Consider the following 24,026-nt stretch of genomic DNA (forward strand, 5'->3'; position numbering starts at 1 on the left):
AGTTCATGACATGACCGATTCGAGTTCGGCCGCCAGGGTCTACAAACGCATCATCCCCCAGCCGGTGCGTGCCGTCGCGGGCAGCCGTGTGCCGCCCGGGGTCCGGCGCAAGGTCAAGGGCGGCTTGGTGCGCACCCTGAACCGCCGCGAGGCGCGCCTGCACAGACGCGCGCTGCGGCTGGTCAGGAAAGGGGACTTCGCGAGTGCCTCCGAGCGCAGGACGCGCACACCGGACGGCCGTGTCGGCCACGTGCACCAAGGCCTGACCGTCGATCTGGCGCGCCGCCTCGACCACGATCTGGTGACCGCGGCTCTGGACGCAGCCGACATCCCCTGGTTCGCCGTGCCCGCCCTCGACGACCGGCGCATCTGCCTTGCCGTGGAACAGCAGGACAAGGGGCAGGTCCGCAGGGTGCTCCGTGCCTTGCTGGAGGAGCACACCGGATACGTCGTCTCGGCGTCCCCCGTCAACAACGACACCCGCTTGGTCCCGGGGAGTCACCTCAAAGCCTGGAAGAACTACGGCCGGGCCAAGGTCATCCGGCTCACCTGGCTGCGCACCGAACCCACCGAGAACCTCTGGGTGGGGGAGGACCAGGGCATCGAGATCGAGTTCTGGACGGTCAACGACGATCTGCCGCACGAGCGCCTGGTCGGGCCCCGCCCCAACCGTGTCCAGCGCGTCGTCTCCCGGGACGCCGTGGGCATCGAGATCGGCTTCGAACGGCTCTCCGGCTACTGCGACATCGACGGTGACCTGGACCCTTCGGTCACCCTCGAGCAGTTCGACATAGCCCGTCTCGAAGAGATCTCCTTCCCCGTCGACGCCGTGCTGCTGTGGCAGCACCCGGGCGCCTGGGGTGAGGAGCTGCTGCGGGCGTCCCTGCGGTCCCTCCACCAGTACGCCCCATGGGTCGACGTCGTCCACGTGGTGGCGCAGGCGCCGGCCCCCGCATGGCTCAAGGGCGACGACGGCAGGCTGGTCGTGGTCCCGGACCAGCACGGGGGCGACGGCCACCTCCACCTCCTGCCCGACATCGCGGAGCACTTCCTCCTGTTCAGGCCGGGTGCGCTCCTCGGCCGGCCGACACGCCCGTTCGACTACTTCACGCCCAACGGCACCACCCGGCCACGCCGGGGCATGTGGACGGCGGAGGAGTCGTTCGCGCCCTGGACCGTGCACGCGTATTCCGCTACCGGCCGTGCGGTGACGCAGTCGTTCGCGCCGGGACCGCAGCCGTTCACCTGCTCGGTCCTGGGCCGGCTCGCGGAGAGCGGGACGGTGGCGGAGCCCTCGCCCGACGGGCAGGTGCAGCCGAGGCTTCCCGGATCGCATCCGGCCGACGGGCTGGCCCACCACTTCGCGTACGCCCACGGGTCCGCCGACCCCTCGGGCGAGACGACCGCTGTCGTGCACGCGGCCCTTCCGGGCATCGCTCTGCAGCTCGAACGGCTCCTCGTGCGCCGTGACCTGCAGCAGCTCCAGTTCTTCGGGCTCGGGAGCAACGAAGCTCTCGGCCGTGGCGGCAGCAAGGCGGTCGTCGATTTCCTGCACCGCTACTTTCCCGTGCCAAGTCCGTTCGAGCACGGTCACCCAGAGGACCCGGAAACGTACACGTGAGCACAAGTAATCCGGAGGCATCCGCTGTCGTCGGGGTGTACCGCACTTTCGTTCCGCGCTCGCTGAGACGTCGCGTCGCCCGGCGTGTCCCCATGCGCCTGCGCACCGGCCTCAAAGGGCTGCTGCGACGCCTTCACGTACTCACCTGGACCGCACGGTTCGTCCGGGGACGCAGGGCGCACCGCCGCTGGCCGCACCTCTTCCGCGCATCGGAGAGTCTGGCGGTCCTCTCGGGGCGGGGAGGAATGATCGCGCTCGTGCGTGCGACCACGTCTCCGCTGGGCCTGCGGGAGGCGAATCTGGAGCTGATCGTCTCGTTGCTCGAAGAGGCGGGCATCGACTACTTCGCCGTCCGGGGCAACTCCGACTTCAGATCCGTCCTCGGCGTCTCCGAGACGGACCGGGAACGTGTGGTGGCCGCCCTGGCGACGACCCGCCTCACCGCGCCCGTGTACGTATCCGCCTGCTCCGGCGAGCGGCTCGTCGGGAGGTCGTCCCTCTGCGGCTCCGCCCGTGCCCGTCGTACCGGCCGCCGGGCTCGTGTGCTGCGGACCGGCATGGTGTGGGCCGACCCGGGCAACTCCCTCGTGCTCGGCCTCCGTTACGGGTGCGACATCGAGTTCTGGCGTCCCGAGGGCGGCCGACTGGTCGCCCCCCGGCCCAATCGCGTCACCGAGGACGTGGCGCTGGACGAACCGCGGGTCAGCGTGCCCGTCAGCCGGCTGACGGGGTTCGCCGCCCTGCACACCCGCCGCACCCGCTCGGTGCGCACGATCGAGGCATGCGCCGACGTGCTGCCGGAGGACGTGCGTTTTCCCGTCGACGTCGTCTACACGTGGGTGGACGGATCCGCCCCGGAGTGGCAGCGGCGTCGTGCCCAGTTCGGTGACGGCGGTTACCACGCCGAGTCGGCGAACGCGGCCCGGTACATCAGTCGCGACGAACTCCGCTATTCCCTGCGCGCGTTGGAGCAGAACGCACCCTGGGTCCGCCATGTCTACCTGGTGACGGACCGGCAGAGGCCCGAGTGGCTCAACCTGCGCAGTCCCCGTCTCACGGTGATCGACCACACGGAGATATTCCAGGACCAGGCTGCCCTCCCGACGTACAACTCGCACGCCATCGAGAGTCAGCTGCATCACATCGACGGCCTGTCCGAGCACTTCCTGTACTTCAACGACGACATGTTCCTGGGCTGCCCGACCACGCCCGCGGACTTCTTCCTGTCGAACGGGATGACCCGCACCTTCTTCTCGCCCTCACAGGTTCCCAGGTGGGGCGTCGCCGACGGGGACCGGCCGGTCGACGCAGCCGGCAAGAACAACCGGAAGATCATTCTCGAAAGTTTCGGCTCCGCCATCGTGCAGAAGCTCCGGCACGCGCCGTACGCCTTGAGGCGCAGTGTCCTCTACGAGATGGAGAAGGAATTCTCCGAGGCGCACCACAGCACCTCGCACAGCAGGTTCCGGAGCGCGACCGACATCTCCATCCCGTCCTCGCTCTACCACTACTACGCGTACTTCACGGGGCGAGCCGTTCCCTCCGAGATCAGTTTCGCCTACCTCGATCTGGCGAAGCCGGAAATATCCAGGAGGCTGGGCATCCTGCTGGCCCGGCGTGACCGGCAGGCGTTCTGCATCAACGACACGGTCTCCGACTCGTTCGAGGTGAACAGGCAGACCCTCATGCTCAACGCGTTCCTGGAGTCCTACTTCCCGGTACCGAGTCCCTTCGAGCGGAAGGAACGTGAGGCCGGATGAAGATCTCGTTCCTGATCAACAACATCTACGGCATCGGCGGCACCAATCGCACGGTGATCAACCTCGCCGAAGCGCTGGCGGTCCGGCACGAGGTGGAGATCGTCTCGGTCTTCAGGCGGGCCACCGCGACGAAGTTCGAGATCTCCCCGCGCATCGCGGTGCGCGCGCTGGTGGACCTCCGCTCCGGATCGGCGGACGCGAAGGCCGCCGGCAGTGACGAGCCGAGTGAGGTCGTCCCGCGCCAGGAGGAGTTCTACGCCCAGTACAGCAAGTTCACCGACGCGAGGATCATCCAGGATCTCAGCCGGACCACCGCGGACGTGGTGGTGGGCACCAGGCCCAGCCTGAATCTCTTCGTCGCTCGGTACACCCGTGACTCGGCCCTGCGCGTCGCCCAGGAGCACATGACTCATCTGGCGATCCCGTCGACCGTCCGGGCCGAAATGGCCCGTGTCTACCCACGGCTCGACGCCGTGACGACGGTCACGGAAGCCGACGCCCACTCGTTCGCGGAGAACACCCCGGTTCCGGGCATCCCTGTCATCGGTATCCCCAACAGCGTGCCGCGCCCCGTGGTCGAGCCCGCGGACGGCTCCCACAAGGTGATCGTCAGTGCCGGCCGCATGCACCGGGTCAAGCGTTACGACCTGCTGATCCGTGCTTTCGGCATGCTCGCCGACGAGTTCCCGGACTGGCAGCTGCGGATCTACGGCGACGGAGGGGAGGCGGCCAAGCTGCGGGCGCTCGTCACCGAACTCGGACTCGCGGGACGTGCGCTGCTCATGGGCGGTTTCTCGCCGATCGAGTCGGAGTGGGCCAAGGGGTCGATCGCCGCCGTCACCTCCAGCGCCGAATCCTTCGGCATGACTCTGGTGGAGGCCATGCGGTGCGGACTGCCCGTCGTGTCCACCGACTGCCCCGTGGGGCCGCGCGAGATCCTGCGCCACGGTGAGGACGGCCTGCTGGTCCGGACCGAGGACGCGGAGGCCGTCGCCCAGGGCCTGCGGATGCTGATGTCCGACGACAGGCTCCGCCGCGACATGGGTGCGGCCGCCCTGCGCAATTCCGCGCGCTACGACCCGGAGGCGGTCGCCGAACGTTACGTCGAGCTCTTCGAGGGCGCGATGCGCCGGCGGTCCGCCTCGGACCGCGCCTACCGGACCCCTTCCCGCACCACGGCGGCCGTGTCCGCCCAGCCGACGGTACCGCCCGTATCGATCGCGGCGGCGACGGTCGATGTCGCCGCGGACGACGCGGGCTGGCTGAGGTTCTCGGCCGTGGGTCCGCAGGACGGCAAGCACCGCTGGCAGTTCGTCCTCAGGCACAACCCGTCCGACGGGAAGCGGCTGCCGGACATGCCCCTGCGCACCACCCGCAAACCGCTCGGCAACGGCGGCACGCGTTACACGGCCGCGCTGACCCCCTCGGCCCTGGACGATCTCGGCGACGGCAGGTGGCGGGTCACCATGTCGTCGGCCAAGTCGGCCAACGTCCACATGAAGGCCGGGATCCGGGACACGCGCAGGCTGATCGGGGCGAGGGAGGCCATCCTGGCCGGCTCCAGGCCGGGCCCCGTCGGCTGGAACCTGCCCTACGCGCAGCCGAACGGAAAGCTGATGCTCCGTACGGTCCTGCGGCAGGACCACGTCGAGTCGACCGCTGTCGACGTCGACGAGCACGGCATCACGCTGACCGGCGTCCTCTGCGGAGCGAGCCGGATCGAGCCGGGTGCGCTCTTCGTCATCAGCAGGCGCGGGTCGCACTCGGCCAACTTCACCGTGCCCGTCCGGGTGCTCGCGAACAACGCCTTCCACGCCGAGGTGCCGGTCCGCAAGGTCGTGGACCACCGCCTCGATCGCTGGGAGGACTGGGACTGGTGGCTCCAGCCCTCCCCGGACAACTGGCGGAAGATCCGTGTGTGTCATCTCCTGGAGGACTTTCCCGACGTCAAGGGTGCGTTCGTGTACCCCGCGGTACCGGTCGTGGGGGATGAGACGTCGGAGTTCGTATCCGTCCACCCGGCCAAACCCGTCCGGGTGCGCCCCTACTGCTCCGCGTCAGGGGCCATGGCCATGAACGTCGTAGACCGCTAGAACTCCTTGAATGGCGATAAAATGAACCGCACCATATTTGTCCTCGGGGATTCCGTTCCGGCGCCGCGCACGGACCAGGAAGCGCCCATGGCCGGCTGGGGGCAGAAAATACAGGAACTGCTCGTCGGCCCGATCGAAGTCGCGAACTACGCGCGCAGCGCGATGACCACGCGCAAGTACTACACCGAACGCTTCGCCGGGCTCCTGAACCGGATGAACGCGGGGGATGTCGTCCTCATCGGGTTCGGCGGTGTGGACCACATGATCCACAACGGCATGCGCTACGTCCCGGTGCCGGAGTACCAGGAGCTCCTCGGGCTCTTCACGGACTACATCCGGAGTGAGGGCGGGGTGCCGGTCATGGTCACTCCCACGGCGCGCTACGCCTTCTCCGCGACCGGTGAAGTGAAGAACACCCGGGGTGAGTACCCGCGCGCCATGGCGGAGGTCGCCGCGGAGCGGGGCGTCCCCCTGATCGACCTCACGGGCATCACCATGAGTCTCTGGTCCCGGATCGGCCCGACCCGGCTGCGTCAGTACTTCTGCTGGGTCGACGCGGGTGAACACCCCCTGCACCCGGACGGCAACATCGACTCCAGCCACCTGAACCACCCCGGGGCCTACGAGGTCGCACGGCTGGTCGTGGCCGGCCTCGTCGAACGGTCCGTGCTCACCCGGGCCGACGTGGACGTCGCGGCGCTCATGGAACCGGAAGGGCTGCCCCCGGTCTCTCACGAGTTCACGGTCCAGTCGCCCGAATCGGCGCTGGACTACGGGATGCGCACCGGTGGGGCGCCGAGTTTCGCCCGTCCGGTCGCGGGAGCCCGGGTGGGCCCCATGACCAAGTTCTCGGGCACCGCCGCGCCGGGCACCGACTACCTCCTCTTCTTCGAGCAGGGGCAGTACATCGGGGGAACCGGTGTGGGCGGTGCGGGTCAGTGGCTGTGGCGCCGCGCGGTCGAGTGGGCCCCGGGGGACCACGTCATCCAGTGCGTCGGGCTCCGGGCGGACGGGTGTTCACCGACGGCCGAGCAGCACTTCCAGGTGATCGCCGGGGTGGCGCCTCCCGTCATCACCGCACCGAAGGAGAACAAGTTCGCGGGTCCCAAGGTGCGCTTCGCCGGGCGCACGCAGGGCGCCACGAAGGTCGTGCTGATGGAGGGCGGCCGGCTGATCGGCGCGACCGCCGTCGACGAGAAGGGCGAGTGGCACTTCACCCACTCCCACCGCTGGCGGGCGGGGCACCACACCGTCGAGGTCATCGCACTGTTCGGCGCGCAGGAGTCCGCTCCCGCCGGCGTACGGTTCAAGGTCGTCGGCATCCCGGAGGACAGCAGCATCCGGGCGGCGGGCAGCTCCCGCGAGGAGTGCGGCGAGGCGTGCAACCACAGGCCGTTCACCGGTACCTGGTGACCGGTGGGACGGACGACACGCCGCCGCTCCGTCCGGCCTCGGCGCTGTTGTCCGTCCGGCCCCGCACATGAGGACGGGCCGTACGGAAACGATCCGTACGGCCCGTCCTCGCCGGCTCGTGTTACGCCGGGACGCTCGCCACGCCCTGCGTCAGGAACGGCTTGCCGTTGACCCGCTCCGAGACGCCCTCGCGGTCCAGGTACGGCGTGATGCCGCCCAGGTGGAAGGGCCAGCCCGCGCCGGTGATCAGGCAGAGGTCGATGTCCTGGGGCTCGGCGACGACGCCCTCGTCCAGCATGAGGCCGATCTCCTGCGCCACCGCGTCCAGGACGCGGTCACGGACCTGGTCCTCCGTCAGGACGGTGTCGCCCTGCTCGAGGAGCGCCGCGACCTCCGGGTCCAGCTCCGGCTTCCCGGAGTCGTAGACGTAGAAGCCGCGCTTGCCCGCCTTCACCACGGCAGCGAGGTTCTGGGAGACCGTGAAGCGCTCCGGGAAGGCGCGGTTCAGGGTCTCCGAGACGTGCAGACCGATGGCCGGCCCGACCAGCTCCAGCAGCACCAGCGGGGACATCGGCAGGCCGAGCGGCTCGATGGCCTTCTCCGCCGTCGCGACCGGGGTGCCCTCGTCGATGATGTTCTGGATCTCGCCCATGAAGCGGGTGAGGATGCGGTTGACGACGAACGCCGGGGCGTCCTTCACCAGGACCGCGGTCTTCTTCAGCTTGCGGGCGACGCCGAAGGCCGTGGCCAGCGAGGCGTCGTCGGTCTGCTCGCCGCGCACGATCTCCAGGAGCGGGAGGATCGCGACCGGGTTGAAGAAGTGGAAACCGACGACCCGCTCGGGGTTCTTCAGCTTCGACGCCATCTCGGTCACCGAGAGGGACGAGGTGTTCGTGGCGAGGATCGCGTGCGCCGGGGCGACCGCCTCGACCTCCGCGAACACCTGCTGCTTGACGCCGATCTCCTCGAAGACGGCCTCGATGATGAAGTCGGCGTCGGAGAAGCCCTCCGCCTTGTCCAGCACACCGGAGACCAGGGCCTTCAGCCGGTTGGCCTTGTCCTGGTTGATGCGGCCCTTGCCGAGCAGCTTGTCGATCTCGGCCTGGACGTAGCCCACACCCTTGTCGACGCGGTCCTGGTCGATGTCCGTGAGGACGACAGGGACCTCCAGGCGGCGCAGGAAGAGCAGGGCGAGCTGGCTGGCCATCAGGCCCGCGCCCACGACGCCGACCTTGGTGACCGGGCGGGCCAGCGCCTTGTCCGGCGCGCCGGCCGGGCGCTTGGCGCGCTTCTGGACCAGGTTGAAGGAGTAGATCCCGGAGCGCAGCTCGCCGCCCATGATCAGGTCCGCGAGGGCCTGGTCCTCGGCGTCGAAGCCGGCGCCCAGGTCGCCGTCCTTGGCCGCGGCGATGATCTCCAGCGCGCGGTACGCGGCCGGGGCGGCGCCGTGCACCTTGGAGTCGGCGACGGCCTTGCCGCGGGCGACTGCCTGGTCCCAGGCGTCACCGCGGTCGACCTCGGGGCGCTCGATCGCGATCTCGCCCTTGAGGACCGACGCGGTCCAGATCAGCGACTGCTCCAGGAAGTCCGCACCCTCGAAGATCGCGTCGGCGATCCCGAGCTCGAAGACCTGCTTGCCCTTGAGCTGACGGTTCTGGTTCAGCGAGTTCTCGATGATCACCGAGACGGCACGGTCGGCGCCGATCAGGTTGGGGAGCAGCACGCAGCCGCCCCAGCCGGGGACCAGACCGAGGAAGACCTCGGGCAGCGAGAACGCGGGCAGCGCCTTGGAGACGGTGCGGTACGAGCAGTGCAGGCCGATCTCGACGCCGCCGCCCATGGCCGCGCCGTTGTAGTACGCGAACGTCGGGACCGCGAGGCCGGAGAGGCGGCGGAAGACGTCGTGACCGCCCTTGCCGATGGCCAGCGCGTCCTTGTGCTCCTTGAGGAGCTCGACGCCCTTGAGGTCGGCGCCCACCGCGAAGATGAACGGCTTGCCCGTGACACCCACACCGGTGATCGAGCCCTCGGCCGCCTCCTTCTCGACCTGGTCGATGGCGGCGTTCAGGTTCGCCAGCGACTGCGGGCCGATGGTGGTCGGCTTGGTGTGGTCGAAGCCGTTGTCCAGCGTGATGAGGGCGAACCGGCCCGCGCCGCCGGGAAGGTCGAGGTGGCGTACGTGTGCCTGCGTGACGACCTCGCCGGGGAACAGCTCGGCCGCGCCCTTCAGAAGCTCAGTGGTGGTGGTGCTCACTTGTTGCCTCCGTCGAAATTCGGGTTCTCCCAGACGACCGTCGCGCCCATGCCGAAGCCGACGCACATGGTCGTCAGGCCGTAGCGGACCTCCGGCTGCTCCTCGAACTGGCGGGCCAGCTGAGTCATCAGGCGGACGCCGGAGGAGGCGAGCGGGTGGCCGTAGGCGATCGCGCCGCCGTACTGGTTGACGCGCTGGTCGTCGTCGGCGATGCCGTAGTGCTCCAGGAAGGCGAGCACCTGCACGGCGAAGGCCTCGTTGATCTCGAAGAGACCGATGTCGTCGATGGAGAGACCGGCCTTGGCCAGGGCCTTCTCCGTCGCCGGGATCGGGCCGTAGCCCATGACCTCCGGCTCGACACCCGCGAAGGCGTACGACACGAGGCGCATCTTGACCGGGAGGCCCAGCTCGCGGGCGGTCTCCTCGGACGCGAGGAGCGAGGCGGTGGCGCCGTCGTTGAGACCCGCGGCATTACCGGCCGTCACGCGGCCGTGGGCGCGGAACGGGGTCTTCAGCCCGGCCAGGGACTCCAGCGTGGTGCCCGGGCGCATCGGCTCGTCGGCGGTGACCAGGCCCCAGCCCGTCTCACCGGCCTCCGCGTTGGTACGGCGCACGGAGACCGGCACCAGGTCCTGCTGGATCTTGCCGTTGGCGTAGGCCTTGGCGGCCTTCTCCTGCGAACGGACCGCGTACTCGTCGGCGCGCTGCTTCGTGATCGACGGGTACCTGTCGTGCAGGTTCTCCGCCGTCATGCCCATGAAGAGGGCGGACTCGTCGACCAGCTTCTCCGACACGAGACGCGGGTTCGGGTCCACACTCTCGCCCATCGGGTGGCGGCCCATGTGCTCGACACCGCCGGCGATGACGACGTCGTACGCGCCGAAGGCGATGGAGCCGGCCGTCGCGGTGACGGCGGTCAGCGCACCCGCGCACATGCGGTCGATGGAGTAACCGGGCACCGACTGGGGCAGGCCGGCCAGGATTCCGGCGGTACGCCCGAGGGTGAGGCCCTGGTCGCCGATCTGCGTGGTCGCCGCGATGGCGACCTCGTCGATCTTCGCGGGGTCCAGGTCCGGGTTGCGGCGCAGCAGCTCCCGGATGGCCTTCACGACGAGATCGTCGGCGCGGGTCTCGTGGTAGATGCCCTTCGGGCCCGCTTTGCCGAACGGGGTGCGGACGCCGTCGACGAAGACGACGTCCCGGATGGTACGAGGCACGGTGGCTCTCCTCCAGGGGGCGGGATGGCACTGCTGCGGGCGCACACATCGGCGCGCCTCGACCCTCATGCTACTTGCGGGTAACCAGACTGCCCACCCCCCACCACCGGAGCGGTGAACGTCACACACGGAGGGGGCCCCGCCGGTGGCCCGTGAAGGCCGGGTAACTGGCGTGAAATCGATCCTCCCGGACGTCGGGGCCCGGGGTGTGGTCCCGACACGCGTGCACCCCCCTGCCGGATCCGGCAGGGGGGTGCACACGAGTGGTGTCAGGCGCTCGTGTCCAGGGCGCGCAGGAGCAGGGGGCCGACCTGTTCGATCTGCCAGTTGCGCGCGCCGTGTCCGGCCAGCGCGGTCTCGACCGTCTCCGGGGTCAGCACCTTGGGCGGTTCCCAGCAGACCCGGCGCACGGTGTCCGGGGTGATCAGGTTCTCCTGCGGCATGTTCAGCCGCTCGGCGAGCTCCGACACGGCGGTGCGGGCCGCCGACAGCCGGGCCGCGGCGGCCGGGTCCTTGTCCGCCCACGAGCGCGGGGGAGGCGGACCGGCCGGCTGCTGACCGGGCTGCGGCAGCTCCGACTCGGGCAGTTCCCTGGCCCGGTCGACGGCCGCCTGCCACTGCTCCAGCTGACGGCGCCCCATGCGGTGCCCGAAGCCCGGCAGCGCGGTGAGCGCGGTCACGTTCACCGGGAGGGCCAGGGCCGCCTCGATGATCGCGGCGTCACCGAGCACCTTGCCGGGCGAGATGTCACGGCGCTGTGCCACCTGGTCACGGGCGGTCCACAGCTCCCGCACGACCGCGATCTGACGGCGGCGGCGCACCTTGTGCATACCGGAGGTACGGCGCCACGGGTCCTTGCGCGGGGGGGCCGGCGGCGCCGAGGCGATCGCGGCGAACTCCTCCAGCGCCCACTCCAGCTTGCCCTGTCGGTCGAGCTCCTCCTCCAGGGCGTCACGCAGGTCCACCAGCAGCTCGACGTCGAGCGCGGCATAGCGCAGCCAGGGGTCGGGCAGGGGCCGGGTGGACCAGTCGACCGCTGAGTGGCCCTTCTCCAGGGCGTAGCCGAGGACGTTCTCCACTATCGCTCCCAGGCCGACGCGAGGGAATCCCGCCAGCCGTCCGGCGAGCTCCGTGTCGAAGAGCGAGGTCGGGGTCATGCCTATGTCGCGCAGGCAGGGCAGGTCCTGGGTGGCGGCGTGCAGGATCCACTCGGCTCCGCCGAGGGCCTGGCCGAGGGCGGACAGGTCGGGGCAGCCGACCGGGTCGATCAGTGCGCTCCCCGCTCCCTCGCGGCGCAGCTGCACGAGGTAGGCGCGCTGTCCGTAGCGATAGCCCGACGCGCGCTCGGCGTCGACGGCGACGGGGCCGGTACCGGCGGCGAAGGCCGCGGTCACCCGGGCCAGGGCGTCGTCGGTCGCCACCACCGGGGGGATGCCCTCGCGCGGTTCGAGCAAGGGGATCGGCGCCGGGGCGACGTCGTCCGGGGGAGCGCCCCCGGTGGTTCGCAGTGAGGTGTCTGCTGCGGTCTCTTGGGCGTCGGTCACATGCCAAGGGTATCTGTGTATGTGCGTCGCCCGTCGACGGAACGTTCCGTCGACGGGCGGCCATGCACGTAAACCGGCCGGTTGCGCATCCGCGCAGGTGCCGGCAGGGCTCGGGGGTCAGTGGATGATGCCTGTGCGCAGGGCCACGGCGACCATTCCGGCGCGGTCTCCGGTGCCCAGCTTGCGGGCGATGCGGGCGAGATGGCTCTTGACGGTGAGGGCGGAGAGGCCCATCGAGACGCCGATGGCCTTGTTGGACTGGCCTTCGGCGACCAGGCGGAGCACCTCCACCTCACGGCCGGAGAGTTCGCGGTAGCCGCCCGGGTGGCTCGGGGAACCGGGAGGCCTGCGATGCATACGGGCGGCGTTGGCGCCGATCGGGGCGACGCCGGGGCGGGTGGGGTGGCCGATGTTGGTGCGGGTGCCGGTGACGACGTAACCCTTCACGCCGCCCGCGAGGGCGTTGCGCACCGCGCCGATGTCATCGGCGGCGGAGAGGGCGAGGCCGTTCGGCCAGCCGGCGGCTCGGGTCTCGGACAGCAGGGTCAGCCCGGAACCGTCGGGCAGGTGGACGTCGGCAACGCAGATGTCGCGCGGGTTGCCGACGCGGGGGCGGGCCTCCGCGATGGACGACGCCTCGATGACGTCACGAACTCCGAGGGCCCACAGATGGCGGGTGACGGTGGAACGGACGCGCGGGTCGGCCACGACGACCATGGCCGTCGGCTTGTTCGGGCGGTAGGCGACCAGGCTTGCGGGCTGCTCGAGGAGAACGGACACCAGGCCTCCTGGGGAGTGGCGGGACGGGCCGGCTCGGGGATGAAGCCGGGCGATCCGTGCTTGAAGGGTCATTGACCTCTTCGGCAGCAGGTGCGTCCTCCTTTAGAGGAAGATCGCGATTTAGTGAGTAACAATTCGGGCAAATAGGACGCGCGATCGATTGTACGAAAAGAGAGCCGGTCCCTGTGCGACCGGCTCTCCCTAAGATCACGCAGCGTTATGGGGCCTGGGGTCCGCGCCGCTGGGGAAGCGTCACCACCGCCGCGTCGGCCGTTCCCGACGGCGGAAGACCGGCCAGCTGGCACAGCAGATCGCCCCACGCGACCAGATGCGCCGCCATGTCCGGCACCCCGCCGCGCCCCTCGCGCGGCGTCCACGAGGCCCGGATCTCGATCTGCGTCGCCGGGCGGCGCTCGGACAGCGCGCCGAAGTAGTGCGAGCCGGCGCGCGTCACCGTTCCCCCGGCCTCGCCGTAGGAGAGGCCCCGGGCGTCCAGTGCCCCCGTGAGCCAGGTCCAGCACACCTCGGGCAACAGCGGATCGGCCGCCATCTCCGGCTCCAGTTCGGCCCGTACGAGCGTCACCAGACGGAACGTGCCCTGCCAGGCCTCGTGGCCGGACGGATCGTGCAGGAGGACCAGCCGGCCGTCGGCGAGATCGTCCTCGCCCTCCACGACGGCGGCCTCCACGGCGTACGCGTGCGGGGCGAGCCGCTGCGGCGGTCGTGTGGGCTCGACCTCCAGTTCGGGACGCAGACGGGCGGAACGCAGCGCGTCGACCGCCGACCGGAACGCGTGCGGGGCGGTGTCGCCGTCCGCGCCCCCCTCGTCGTCAGCGCCATCGGATTGATCGGAGAATTGTCCCTGAGCCGGAGCCATGCGGGGAAGAGTAGGCGGAACCGGAGCGCCGTGCAGGGAGGGACACCCATGCGGCGTCCGGCTCGTTGTCACTCCGTGCGAAGATTCTGTGCGTGAGTGCCAACGACCTTCCCCCAGAGCTCAGCTCCGTCCGATCAGGGGAGGGCCCGTCCTCGGGCCTGCGTACGCCCCCCGCCACCCGTGACTCGGCCTTCCTCAAGGCCTGCCGCCGCGAGCCGGTGCCGCACACCCCGGTCTGGTTCATGCGTCAGGCGGGGCGCTCGCTGCCCGAGTACCTGAAGGTCCGCGAGGGCATCGCGATGCTCGACTCCTGCATGATGCCGGAGCTGGTCACCGAGATCACGCTTCAGCCGGTACGCCGGCACAAGGTCGACGCCGCGATCTACTTCAGCGACATCGTCGTGCCGCTCAAGGCCATCGGCATCGACCTCGACATCAGGCCCGGCGTCGGACCGGTGATCGCCGAGCCGATCCGCACCCGCGCCGATCTGGCCCGGCTGCGCGACCTCACCCCCGAGGACGTCCCGTACGTCACCGAGGCCATCCGCATGCTCACCGCCGAGCTCGGCGCCACGCCGCTCATCGGATTCGCCGGTGCGCCGTTCACCCTCGCGAGCTACCTCGTGGAGGGCGGCCCGTCCCGCAACCACGAGCGCACCAAGGCCATGATGTACGGCGACCCGGAGCTCTGGGCCGACCTGCTCGACCGGCTCGCGGAGATCACCGGGGCGTTCCTGAAGGTCCAGATCGAGGCCGGCGCGTCCGCGGTCCAGCTCTTCGACTCCTGGGTCGGCGCCCTGGCCCCGGCCGACTACCGCCGCTCCGTGATGCCGGCCTCCGCCAAGGTCTTCGACGCCGTCGCGTCGTACGGCGTCCCGCGCATCCACTTCGGCGTGGGCACCGGCGAGCTGCTCGGCCTCATGGGCGAGGCCGGCGCGGACGTCGTCGGCGTGGACTGGCGTGTCCCCATGGACGAGGGCGCCCGCCGGGTCGGGCCCGGCAAGGCGCTCCAGGGCAACCTCGACCCGGCGGTGCTGTTCGCGCCGACCGAGGCGGTGGAGGAGAAGACCCGCGAGGTGCTCGACGCCGCCGCCGGTCTCGAGGGGCACATCTTCAACCTCGGTCACGGCGTCATGCCCGCCACCGACCCGGACGCACTGACGCGCCTGGTGGAGTACGTCCACCAGCAGACGGCGCACTGACCCCCTCCTAGGTGCCCGCCGCCCGCACCGCCGACACGGCCTTGCGGGCGGCCACCAGGACCGGGTCCCAGACCGGGGAGAACGGCGGGGCGTAGCCGAGGTCGAGTGCGGTCATGGCCTCCACCGTCATCCCGGCGGTGAGCGCCACCGCCGCGACGTCCACGCGCTTCGCCGCCCCCTCACGGCCGACGATCTGCACGCCCAGGAGCCTGCCGGTCCGGTACTCCGCGAGCATCTTCACCGTCATCGGCTTCGCCCCCGGGTAGTAGCCGGCACGGCCTGTCGACTCGACCGTCGCCGTGACGTAGCGCAGGCCGACCGCACGTGCGTCCTTCTCGCGCAGCCCGGTCCTGGCGATCTCCAGGTCGCAGACCTTGCTCACCGCCGTACCGACCACGCCGGGGAACGTGCCGTAGCCGCCGCCGACGTTGGAGCCGATCACCTGGCCGTGCTTGTTGGCGTGGGTGCCGAGCGCGATGTGCCGGGTGCGGCCGGCGACGAGGTCCAGCACCTCGACGCAGTCCCCGCCCGCCCAGATGTCGTCCTGCCCGACGACCCGCATCGACAGGTCCGTCAGGAGACCGCCGTGCGGGCCCAGCGGCAGGCCGGCCTCACGCGCCAGGGCGGTCTCCGGCTCGACGCCGATGCCGAGCACGACGACGTCCGCGGGGTAGGTCTCCGCCTCCGTGGCGACCGCCGTGACCCGGCCGTCCCGGCCGGTGTCGATGCGGGTGACCGAGGCGCCGTTGACCGTGGTGATGCCCAGCCCGTCCATCGCGTCGTGGACCAGCCGGCCCATGTCCGGATCGAGTGTCGCCATCGGCTGTGCGCCGCGGTTGAGCACCGTCACCTCGAAGCCGCGCTTGAGCATCGCCTCGGCCATCTCGACCCCGATGTAGCCCGCGCCGACCACGACCGCCCGGCGGCCCGTCGCCCGGTCCAGCGATTCCAGGAGCGCCTGCCCGTCGCCCAGGGTCTGCACGCCGTGGACGCCCGGCGCGTCGATTCCCGGTAGATCGGGGCGCACCGGCCGGGCGCCCGTGGCGATCACCAGCTTGTCGTAGCCCGTCCAGTACGTCTCGCCGCTGTCACGGTCCAGCGCCCGTACCCGGTGCCCTGCCACGTCGATCTCCGTCACCTCGGTGCGGGTGCGCAGATCGATGGAGCGGGCCCTGTGCTCCTCCGGCGTACGGGCGATGAGGTCGTCGGGACCTTCGACGTCGCCGCTCACCCAGTACGGGATGCCGCAGGCGGAGTACGACGTGAAGTCGCCGCGTTCGAAGGCGACGATGCTCATCGCCTCGGGCCCCTTGAGCCTGCGGGCCTGCGACGCGGCGGACATGCCCGCCGCGTCGCCTCCGACGACCACCAGTCGCTCCGCCGTCATGTCAGGTCCCTTCGCCGCCGTATGCAGGGTCAGGGGCCCACGCTACGGCGCCTACGGGGCCGGTGGGGCCTGCGGTGCCTCCGACGGCTCCCGGGGCGCCGTACGGCGCCGTGGCAGGCGGCCGCGCAGCAGTCGCCACAGGAGCAGCAGTACGGCCGCGGCCGCCAGGAACGGTGCCGTGGCGCCGATCGCCACCGCGATCCACCGCAGCATCGTCACGAACGCGTCCCAGCCGCCCGCCAGCGCGTCGAGGAAACCGGTGTGTTCGTCCTCGGGGTCCTTCCCGTCCTCGTCGGGCTCGCTGAGTTCGAGCGTGACGGTCGCGAGGGAGGTGCGGTCCGCCAGCGACGCCTGCTGGGCGAGCAGGGACTCCAAGTCGGACTGCCGACTGCTCAGTTCGCCCTCCAGGGTCACCACGTCGGTGAGCTTCTCCGCCTTGTCCATCAGGTCGCGGACCCGTGCGACGCTCGCGCGCTGCGTGGCGATCCGGCTCTCCACGTCGACGACCTGGCCGGTGACGTCCTTCGCGTTCGACGTGCGGGACAGGAGCTTCCCCGACCCGGCGAGTTCGCGCAGGACCTCGTCGTACCGGGCCTGGGGCACGCGCAGGACGAGATGCGACATGTCGTGGGTGTCGTCGACCCGTTCCGTGGTCTCCTCCGTGACGAGTCCGCCGGCGTCCTCGGCGGCGCCGCGGGCCACGGCCACCGCCTTCGGCACGCTCCTCACCTCGATGGAGAGGGTGGCCGTGCGGATGACATGGACCGCGACCGCGGAGCCCGGTTTCGGGGCCGTGGAGGCGCCGTCGGCGGACTTCCCGGCGGCGTCGGCACCGGCGCCGGCCGCGGCGGGCGCCGCCGCCTTGTCGTCGGACGCGGATCGCAGCCCCTGCCCCCCGCTGTCGGAGGCTCCGCATGCTCCTGTGGCCAGGAGGGCGACGAGCACTCCGGCGGCCGCGAGCGCGCGTGCGCGGGGCCGGCCCGACCGAGCGGGTGGATGACTGTCCGTGTGGCGTTCGTATGGCATGACGCGTCCCCCCAGGGCCGTTGTCGACAGTGCTGGTTCGACGTACGGCCCGGTACGTGGGTTTCCCGCAGGCGGTTTCGAAGTGGTCACGTTCGGGACTCGGGACGGGTTTGAGAGAGTGGACCCATGCAGCGTCCTCTTCAGCGCGACACCACACGCACGGGCCATGCCGTCGTCATCGGCGGTGGCATCGCCGGACTCGCCGCCGCCCACCGGCTGTTGGCCTCCGGCCTCCGGGTCACGGTCCTGGAGGCGACCGAGCGGCTCGGAGGCAAGCTGATGACCGGCGAGATCGCCGGCACCCGGGTCGACCTCGGCGCCGAGTCGATGCTCGCGCGCCGGCCGGAAGCGGTCGACCTGGCCCGCTCGGCCGGACTCGGCGACCGGCTCCGGCCGCCTGCCACCGCCACCGCCTCGGTATGGACCCGTGACGCACTGCGCCCCATGCCCAAGGGACACGTGATGGGCGTCCCTGGCGACCCCGCGGCGCTCGGCGGCCTTCTCTCGCCCGAGGGCCTGGCCAGGATCGCCGAGGAGCGCGACCTCACCCCGACCGCCGTCGGCGACGACGTCGCCGTCGGCTCGTACGTCGCCGACCGGCTCGGACGTGAGGTCGTCGACCGGCTCGTGGAGCCGCTGCTGGGCGGGGTGTACGCGGGTGACGCCTACCGGATCTCGATGCGTGCGGCCGTGCCGCAGCTGTTCGAGGCCGTGAAGGAGGGCGGCCCGCTCCTCGACGGCGTACTCCGCATCCAGGAGAGGGCTGCCGCCCGGGAGCAGACCGGACCGGTCTTCCAAGGCATCGAGGGGGGTATCGGAACCCTGCCGGGCGCGGTGGCCGGCACTGTACGGGCCGGGGGCGGCGAGATCCTCACGGAGACCCCGGTGCTCGGCCTGACCCGGACCGGCGGGGGCTGGGACGTGCGCACCGACAGCGGGGTGGTCACCGCCGACGCCATCGTCCTGGCCACCCCCGCCTGGTCCGCTTCGACCCTGCTCGCCGCCGAGTGCCCGGCCGCCTCGGTCGAGCTCGCCGCCGTGGAGTACGCGTCGATGGCCCTGGTGACCATGGCCTTCCGGCGCACCGACATCGAGAACACCGAGGCGCTCCGGGAGCGCTCCGGATTCCTCGTACCGCCCGTCGACGGCCGCACGATCAAGGCCGCCACCTTCTCCAGCAACAAGTGGCAGTGGGTCGCCGACGCGGCCCCCGACCTCTTCGTGCTGCGTACCTCCGTCGGCCGCTACGGCGAGGAGGAACACCTCCACCGGGAGGACTCCGAGCTCGTCGCGGCGTCCCTGGGCGATCTCGCGTCCGCGACCGGACTGGCGGCCCGGCCCGTGGACACCGAGGTCACCCGGTGGATCGGCGGGCTGCCCCAGTACCCGGTGGGTCATCTCACCCGGGTCGCCCGGATCCGCGACGAGGTCGCCAAGCTGCCCGGGCTGCGGGTGTGCGGAGCGGTCTACGACGGTGTCGGGATCCCGGCCTGCGTCGCGAGCGCGCACCGTGCCGCGGACGAGATCGTCCAGGAACTCACGGGGCCGGCCGCGGGAGAGATCGACAACACGTGGACCCGGGTTCGGGGCACCGGTGGCGAGGCGGGACAATAGCCGTATGAGTGCGCCAGAAAAGCTTCCGAACGCAGGCAAGAAGGCCAAGGACCTCAACGAGGTCATCCGCTACACCCTGTGGTCCGTCTTCCGGCTGAAGGACGTCCTTCCCGTGGACCGCGCCGGTTACGCCGACGAGGTCCAGGAGCTGTTCGACCAGCTCGGGGCCAAGGACGTCACGGTCCGCGGCACCTACGACGTGTCCGGTCTGCGGGCCGACGCCGATCTGATGATCTGGTGGCACGCCGAGACCTCCGACGAGCTCCAGGAGGCGTACAACCTCTTCCGGCGCACGAAGCTGGGCCGCGCGCTCGAGCCGGTCTGGTCGAACATGGCGCTGCACCGCCCCGCCGAGTTCAACAAGTCGCACGTGCCGGCCTTCCTGGCCGACGAGACCCCGCGCGACTACATCAGCGTGTACCCCTTCGTGCGCAGCTACGACTGGTACCTGCTGCCCGACGAGGACCGGCGCCGTATGCTCGCGGACCACGGGAAGATGGCCCGTGGTTACCCCGACGTCCGTGCCAACACGGTCGCCTCCTTCTCGCTGGGCGACTACGAGTGGGTCCTCGCCTTCGAGGCCGACGAGCTCTACCGCATCGTCGACCTCATGCGTCACCTGAGGGCCTCCGAGGCGCGGCTGCACGTACGTGAGGAGGTCCCGTTCTACACGGGGCGCAGGAAGTCCGTCGCAGAATTGGTGGCCGGACTCGCATAGCCAGCGTTTCCGGTCATCCCGACCCGGAAGATCAGTTGGCGGGCAACGGCGTGTGAGACGCCGCCCGCCGTTCCAGCGACACCGGGTCCGGTGCCGGGCGCACATCGGCCGACGGCCGGCGAACTGTCGTGGCCCACGGGGGAGTCAGCCATTCCTCTCCGTGGGCGGCCGCTCGCCGGGTCCGGCCGATGTGCCCCGGGCCTACAACTGGATATGACACCACGAGGGCCGCTCCCGGCGACGGGGGCGGCCCTCGTGGTGCACGGCCCCGGACGGGTCAGCCTCCGGTCCGCGCCCCGCTCAGCAGGGCCGCGCGCAGGCCGGGGTCCTCCAGCGCTCCCACGCCTCGTACCGCCACCGCCGCCAGGAGGTCGCGGTCCGCGCCGTACGTGGGGGCGGGCAGCGAGTCCAGCCAGTGCTGCCCGGAGGGGGAGGCCCACGGGCTGTACGGGTGGCTCTCCACCCGCGCGATGGCCAGGCAGCCCAGCGTCAGTACGAGCGGCAGCCCGAACCAGGCGGCCACCGGACCGGCGTACCCCGTCTCCTGACCGGGCATCAGCACGGCGGCGGCCGCCAGGACCACCACGAGCACCGCGGCACCCCGCACGCTCCGCACCGCCGAATCGAGGCTCGTCCGCGCCCCGTGCGGTACGGCCAGGCCCGCCGCGACGAGCCGGTCGGCGAGGGAGCGTACGGCGTCGGCTGCTGCGGCGGCGGCGCGTATGGGGGCTATCCGGGACTGGCCTTCCGGGCCGATCGCGCGGATGACCGTGCGTTCGACCTCGTCCCGTCCCTCCGGGTCGACGACCGTGGCCCAGCCCGTGTGAGCGAGCAGCAGCCGGCGCCGCAGGTGCATGGAGACCAGCGCCAGATCGGCCACCCGCTGCGGGCCGCCGGCCAGGAACGCCGTCTCGTACAGGCTGAGTTCAGGGGAGACGGGCGCCCGTGCGGCGCCGGGAGGCCGCAGGGCGGCACTCGCGGTGAGGAGGCACAGCCGGATGCAGGAGACGGCGGCCGCGCACCATGCGACGAGAAGGAGGAGGACCCAGAGCATGGCGGAGTTCTATGCGAAACCCGCAGGGAAGCGCCATGGGTTGTTCACGATTTGGACGAATCCCGGTCACAGGCGGTCATCGGTGGCTGAATGTCGCGCATGAAGACTCCGCGCCCTTCATGAGCTGCTGCCGCAACTGGAACCCCCGCCGCCGCTCGACCCACTGCTGCAGCTGGAGCCGCCGCTGCTGCCACAACTGGACCCGCTGCTGCCGCAGCTCGATCCCGAGCTGCACGTGGAGCCCGTTCCCGAGTCGCCGCCCCCTCCGGTGGAACCGCCGCAGCCGCCGCCGCCCGGCCCCACCCCCGCGCACCACAGCACCGGCACGAACGCGGCCGCGGCGGCGGGCGAGTACGAGGACGAGGAGGCCGACGGGGTACGCCGCGTGGGCCGTTGCCGGGCGGCGGCCACCAACTGCCCCTGGAGCTCGGGGTCGGGGAGTGCCCCCAGCCCCTGGGTGGCCACCAGGTGGGCCGGATCGGTCACATGGGCGTTGGCCAGCCGGTAGCTGTCGGCGGCCCTGCGCCCCGCCATGGTGAGCCGTGCCCTGGCCGCCGCCGCGGTGGCCAGACCGGCCCAGGCCCCGATCACGAGCGCGGGCAGCACCTTCAGGAAGAAGGGGAACGGGATGCCCGCGTACCCGTCGTGCAGGGCGTACTGCCCGATGGTCAGGGCGATGCTGACCGGGAACCCCACGATGCATCCGATGCCCAGGGTGAGTGCCCAGGCGCGGCGGGCCCGGCTCTCGCCGGGTGCGACCAGCAGCCCGCGGGCGGCCAGACCGTCGCCGATCTCCTGCACGGCCGGATGCCGCATGACGGTCTCCCGCAGGGTGTGCAGGGCGCCGTTCGGGGCCACGGCCAGCTCCTGGAGCACGGCACGCTCCACCGCGTCTCGGGCATCGTCCCGCTGGACCGCGACGATGCCGGGTCCACCGACGGCCAGCCGCCCGTCCGAGTGCATGCGGGTGAGCGCGGCGTCCACCACCCTGGCGGGGCCGCCGCTGAGGAACGCCTCCTCGGAGAGGTCGTGCACATACAGGGCCGTGCCGCTGCCCCGCAGACCGGCGCGGCGCGTCGCGAGGACCAGGAGCGTCGAGGAGGCGGCCACGGCGAGAGTCAGCAGAAGAGCAAGAGCGTTCATCACGGTCACCTTCCGAGGAGCGCGTTACGGGCGGCGTGGACCAGACGGGTCACCCGGCGCGGTGGACGGGAGGCGGCGCGCTCCTGCCACCAGCGCGTCAGCTTCCGGCGGGCCGCGTCATCGGCCGGCCGGCCCGTGACGAGGAGGTGCTCGGCGAAGCCGAGCGCGTCGCGGCGGTAACCGGCGGACATCGGCCGGTTCCTGGCGTACGAGAGGAACGCCTCGCGGTAGTCGTCGCCGAGGAACCCGGGCAGCTCGGGCGCGACCTTGGCGACGACGGCGGCCCGCTTCGCGGCCAAGGCCCGGCTCTGCACCTCCAGCCGCCGGTGGTCGAAGCCGTCCGGCGCGGGAGTACCGGCCACGAGCGCGGAGAGCAGAGCGGTCTGCGCCACGGCGGTCCGCTCGCGGCCCCCGGCGGTGCGGGAGGACGGTTCCGGGGCCCGCGCGGGCCGTGGCCGCACGGCCCTGTGCCCTGAGGATGCCTCGCTCAGCGTGGCCCGGATCGCGCTCAGTTCACCCGCCAGCTCCTCGGCCGGCGGGAAGTCGTCGTCGCGCTCCAGAAGGACCCCCGGCGGGTCGACGCGGGAGCGGAGCTCGCCCAGCACGTCCAGGACGGGACGCGTCACGGGGTGGGCGTGCGTGTCGTGCCAGACGCCGTCCTTCTCGACGCCGCCCGCCACATGCACGTACGCGATGGCCTCCACCGGCAGCTCGTCCAGTGCGGTCGCGGGGTCCTCGCCGCGGTTGACGTGGTTGGTGTGCAGGTTGGCGACGTCGATCAGCAGCCGTACGCCGGTGCGCTCGACCAGCTCCGCCAGGAACTGCCCCTCGGTCATCTCCTCGTCGGGCCAGGAGATCAACGCGGCGATGTTCTCCAGGGCAAGCGGGACGGGCAGCGAGTCCTGTGCGATGCGCACGTTCTCGCACAGCACGTCCAGCGCGTCCCAGGTCCGCGGTACGGGCAGCAGATGGCCCGCTTCCAGCAGCGGCGAGGCGGTGAGCGGCCCTCCCGCGCGTACGAAGGCGATGTGCTCCGTGACCAGGGGCGTACCCAGCAGTCCGGCACGCGCGGCCAGAGCGGCGAGACGGCCGGGATCGGGGCGGTCGGCCCCGCCCAGGCCCAGCGAGACCCCGTGCGGCACGACCGTGACCCCGCGCTCCCGGAGGCGCACGAGGGACTCGGGGAGATGATCCGTGCAGAGGTTCTCCGCGACCGCCTCGACCCAGTCGATCCCCGGCAGCGCCTCGATGACGTCCGCGATCTCCGGCCGCCACCCGATGCCCGTTCCCAGCTTCATGGTGTCCCCTCCCCGTTCCGTGCAGGGGTGATGGCCCAGCCGACTGCCGGCGAACCCGGAAGCGGGGACGTTCAGAGCTTCATTTGAGGTTCCCGGACGGGTCGCCGCCGGGTGACGTCGGGCGGAGGTGGGAGGCCGGCCCCTGACGAGGCGCCCGCACGTCCGGAACCGGGCCCGGGCCTCAGGGCTGTGGCAGCGGAGCCATGGTCGGTGGCACCGGGCGGGAGGTGAACGACTGGTCGCCGCTCGGAGTCACCGGCACCGGGGCCGGCGGGACGCCGCCGCCCGGCGGCATGGGCGGGCCCGACGGACTGGCTGTGGAGGCGCCGGCCGCCTCGCGCGCCAGGCCGTCGAAGTCGACGAATCCGGTGCGCTCCAGCATCGTGATGTGGTCGAGCACCGTCTGGTTGGCGTCGGAGGCGAGCTGCCGGATCAGCGCGTTGCGCGTGGTGTGCCGGACCTGTGCGATCAGCGCGAACACCTTGCCGTGCGCGGCGCGCAGGAGGTTGGCGAACTTCTGCTCGTACTCCTGGCCACCCGTGGCGGTGAGCTCCCTGAGCCAGCCCTGCTGCTGCTCCGTCGGCTGGTTCGGGAGTTCCACCCCGAGCTTGGCGGCCACGTCGCGGGCCCGCCGGTCCAGGTCCGTGTGGCCCACCACCAGATGGTCGCCGGCGAGCTTCACCCCCTCGCTCGGCGCTCGCTCGATGGCCTGCTGTCCCGCGGGCAGTTCCCACAGCCCCGCGAGGCGCACCTTGATCAGGAAGTCCCGGTCGGTCGCCGAGAGCGGGCCCCACTGGGTGGCGACGCTCGACGCGTTCAGGTTGGCCTCGCCGGTGCCGGAGCGGTCGGCGTAGGACCACACGGGAAAGGCGAGCGCGCCGAGCGTGGCGACCAGCGCGGCGATGATGAGGGCCGTTCCGTTGATGCGTCGCAGCAAGATGTCTCCCGGGCAGGTACGTGACAGCGTCGAATCAACCGCCAACCGGCTCGTCGTTCAACCTACTTGGCGGTAATGCCGGTGCGGC

18 protein-coding genes are annotated in these 24,026 nt (G+C 71.3%); 7 read left to right on the forward strand and 11 right to left on the reverse strand.

The annotated features are described in order from the left end of the window. The first annotated feature begins 10 nt into the window (after positions 1-10). The 4 genes from OO67_RS13450 to OO67_RS13465 all read left to right on the forward strand — a co-directional run bounded on the left by OO67_RS13450 (position 11) and on the right by OO67_RS13465 (position 6,887). Positions 11-1,621 (forward strand): sugar phosphotransferase, encoded by a 1,611-nt coding sequence (locus OO67_RS13450; RefSeq protein ID WP_033300075.1) that lies wholly within the window; start codon positions 11-13, stop codon positions 1,619-1,621. A gap of 92 nt (positions 1,622-1,713) precedes the next feature. Next, a complete protein-coding gene (locus OO67_RS13455; protein ID WP_244300172.1) occupies positions 1,714-3,381 on the forward strand; it encodes a stealth family protein in 1,668 nt (555 codons plus the stop codon). Further along, entirely contained in the window at positions 3,378-5,474 is a 2,097-nt protein-coding gene (locus OO67_RS13460; RefSeq protein WP_033300077.1) for a glycosyltransferase family 4 protein, read from the forward strand. Before OO67_RS13455 ends, OO67_RS13460 begins: the two co-directional genes overlap by 4 nt. Positions 5,475-5,495: 21 nt before the next feature. Beyond that, positions 5,496-6,887 (forward strand): GDSL-type esterase/lipase family protein, encoded by a 1,392-nt coding sequence (locus tag OO67_RS13465; protein WP_033300079.1) that lies wholly within the window; start codon positions 5,496-5,498, stop codon positions 6,885-6,887. A gap of 121 nt (positions 6,888-7,008) precedes the next feature. Here the strand turns inward: OO67_RS13465 and OO67_RS13470 are convergent, their stop codons facing one another. The 5 genes from OO67_RS13470 to OO67_RS13490 form a co-directional block, all read right to left on the reverse strand. Next, positions 7,009-9,141, reverse strand: a complete 2,133-nt coding sequence (locus tag OO67_RS13470) for a 3-hydroxyacyl-CoA dehydrogenase NAD-binding domain-containing protein (RefSeq protein ID WP_033300080.1) — start codon at positions 9,139-9,141, stop codon at positions 7,009-7,011. Further along, entirely contained in the window at positions 9,138-10,358 is a 1,221-nt protein-coding gene (locus OO67_RS13475) for a thiolase family protein (protein ID WP_033300084.1), read from the reverse strand. The genes OO67_RS13470 and OO67_RS13475 overlap by 4 nt, the downstream gene beginning before the upstream one ends. Before the next feature lie 269 nt (positions 10,359-10,627). Then, complete coding sequence (locus OO67_RS13480; RefSeq protein WP_033300086.1) at positions 10,628-11,902, reverse strand: HRDC domain-containing protein; 1,275 nt, start codon at positions 11,900-11,902, stop codon at positions 10,628-10,630. A 117-nt stretch (positions 11,903-12,019) separates the two neighbouring features. Further along, positions 12,020-12,682 (reverse strand): helix-turn-helix transcriptional regulator, encoded by a 663-nt coding sequence (locus tag OO67_RS13485; protein WP_033300087.1) that lies wholly within the window; start codon positions 12,680-12,682, stop codon positions 12,020-12,022. A 217-nt stretch (positions 12,683-12,899) separates the two neighbouring features. Beyond that, positions 12,900-13,559, reverse strand: coding sequence for a DUF3000 domain-containing protein (locus OO67_RS13490; RefSeq protein WP_033300088.1), 660 nt, complete (start codon positions 13,557-13,559; stop codon positions 12,900-12,902). A 158-nt stretch (positions 13,560-13,717) separates the two neighbouring features. On the opposite strand from OO67_RS13490, the gene hemE reads away from it, so the two are divergent. Continuing rightward, a complete protein-coding gene (gene hemE, locus OO67_RS13495; RefSeq protein ID WP_157841672.1) occupies positions 13,718-14,761 on the forward strand; it encodes a uroporphyrinogen decarboxylase in 1,044 nt (347 codons plus the stop codon). A 7-nt stretch (positions 14,762-14,768) separates the two neighbouring features. On the opposite strand, the gene OO67_RS13500 is transcribed toward hemE, so the two are convergent. Both OO67_RS13500 and OO67_RS13505 read right to left on the reverse strand, forming a co-directional pair. Continuing rightward, positions 14,769-16,148: an FAD-dependent oxidoreductase gene (locus OO67_RS13500; RefSeq protein WP_033300091.1), complete on the reverse strand. Its 1,380-nt coding sequence runs from the start codon at positions 16,146-16,148 to the stop codon at positions 14,769-14,771. Between the two features lie 51 nt (positions 16,149-16,199). Then, a complete protein-coding gene (locus tag OO67_RS13505) occupies positions 16,200-17,174 on the reverse strand; it encodes a DUF4349 domain-containing protein (protein ID WP_033300093.1) in 975 nt (324 codons plus the stop codon). 126 nt (positions 17,175-17,300) lie between these two features. On the opposite strand from OO67_RS13505, the gene hemG reads away from it, so the two are divergent. Together hemG and hemQ are read left to right on the forward strand one after the other, a co-directional pair. Continuing rightward, positions 17,301-18,788 carry a protoporphyrinogen oxidase gene (gene hemG / locus OO67_RS13510; RefSeq protein WP_033300094.1) on the forward strand — a complete coding sequence of 496 codons (1,488 nt, stop codon included), beginning with the start codon at positions 17,301-17,303 and terminating at the stop codon, positions 18,786-18,788. Positions 18,789-18,792: 4 nt separating this feature from the next. Further along, positions 18,793-19,506 (forward strand): hydrogen peroxide-dependent heme synthase, encoded by a 714-nt coding sequence (gene hemQ / locus OO67_RS13515; protein ID WP_033300095.1) that lies wholly within the window; start codon positions 18,793-18,795, stop codon positions 19,504-19,506. A gap of 277 nt (positions 19,507-19,783) precedes the next feature. On the opposite strand, the gene OO67_RS13520 is transcribed toward hemQ, so the two are convergent. The 4 genes from OO67_RS13520 to OO67_RS13535 all read right to left on the reverse strand — a co-directional run bounded on the left by OO67_RS13520 (position 19,784) and on the right by OO67_RS13535 (position 23,935). Beyond that, positions 19,784-20,560 (reverse strand): TIGR04222 domain-containing membrane protein, encoded by a 777-nt coding sequence (locus OO67_RS13520; RefSeq protein ID WP_033300096.1) that lies wholly within the window; start codon positions 20,558-20,560, stop codon positions 19,784-19,786. Positions 20,561-20,677: 117 nt separating this feature from the next. Further along, positions 20,678-21,703, reverse strand: a complete 1,026-nt coding sequence (locus tag OO67_RS13525) for a TIGR04222 domain-containing membrane protein (protein ID WP_033300420.1) — start codon at positions 21,701-21,703, stop codon at positions 20,678-20,680. Positions 21,704-21,708: 5 nt separating this feature from the next. After that, positions 21,709-23,001 carry an MbnB/TglH/ChrH family RiPP precursor modification enzyme gene (locus tag OO67_RS13530; RefSeq protein WP_033300097.1) on the reverse strand — a complete coding sequence of 431 codons (1,293 nt, stop codon included), beginning with the start codon at positions 22,999-23,001 and terminating at the stop codon, positions 21,709-21,711. 181 nt (positions 23,002-23,182) lie between these two features. Next, positions 23,183-23,935 (reverse strand): DUF4142 domain-containing protein, encoded by a 753-nt coding sequence (locus OO67_RS13535; protein ID WP_208861014.1) that lies wholly within the window; start codon positions 23,933-23,935, stop codon positions 23,183-23,185. Positions 23,936-24,026 lie beyond the last annotated feature (91 nt).

This window comes from Streptomyces atroolivaceus, from assembly GCF_000717025.1.
In the GTDB taxonomy this organism is placed as follows: Bacteria; Actinomycetota; Actinomycetes; order Streptomycetales; family Streptomycetaceae; genus Streptomyces; species Streptomyces atroolivaceus.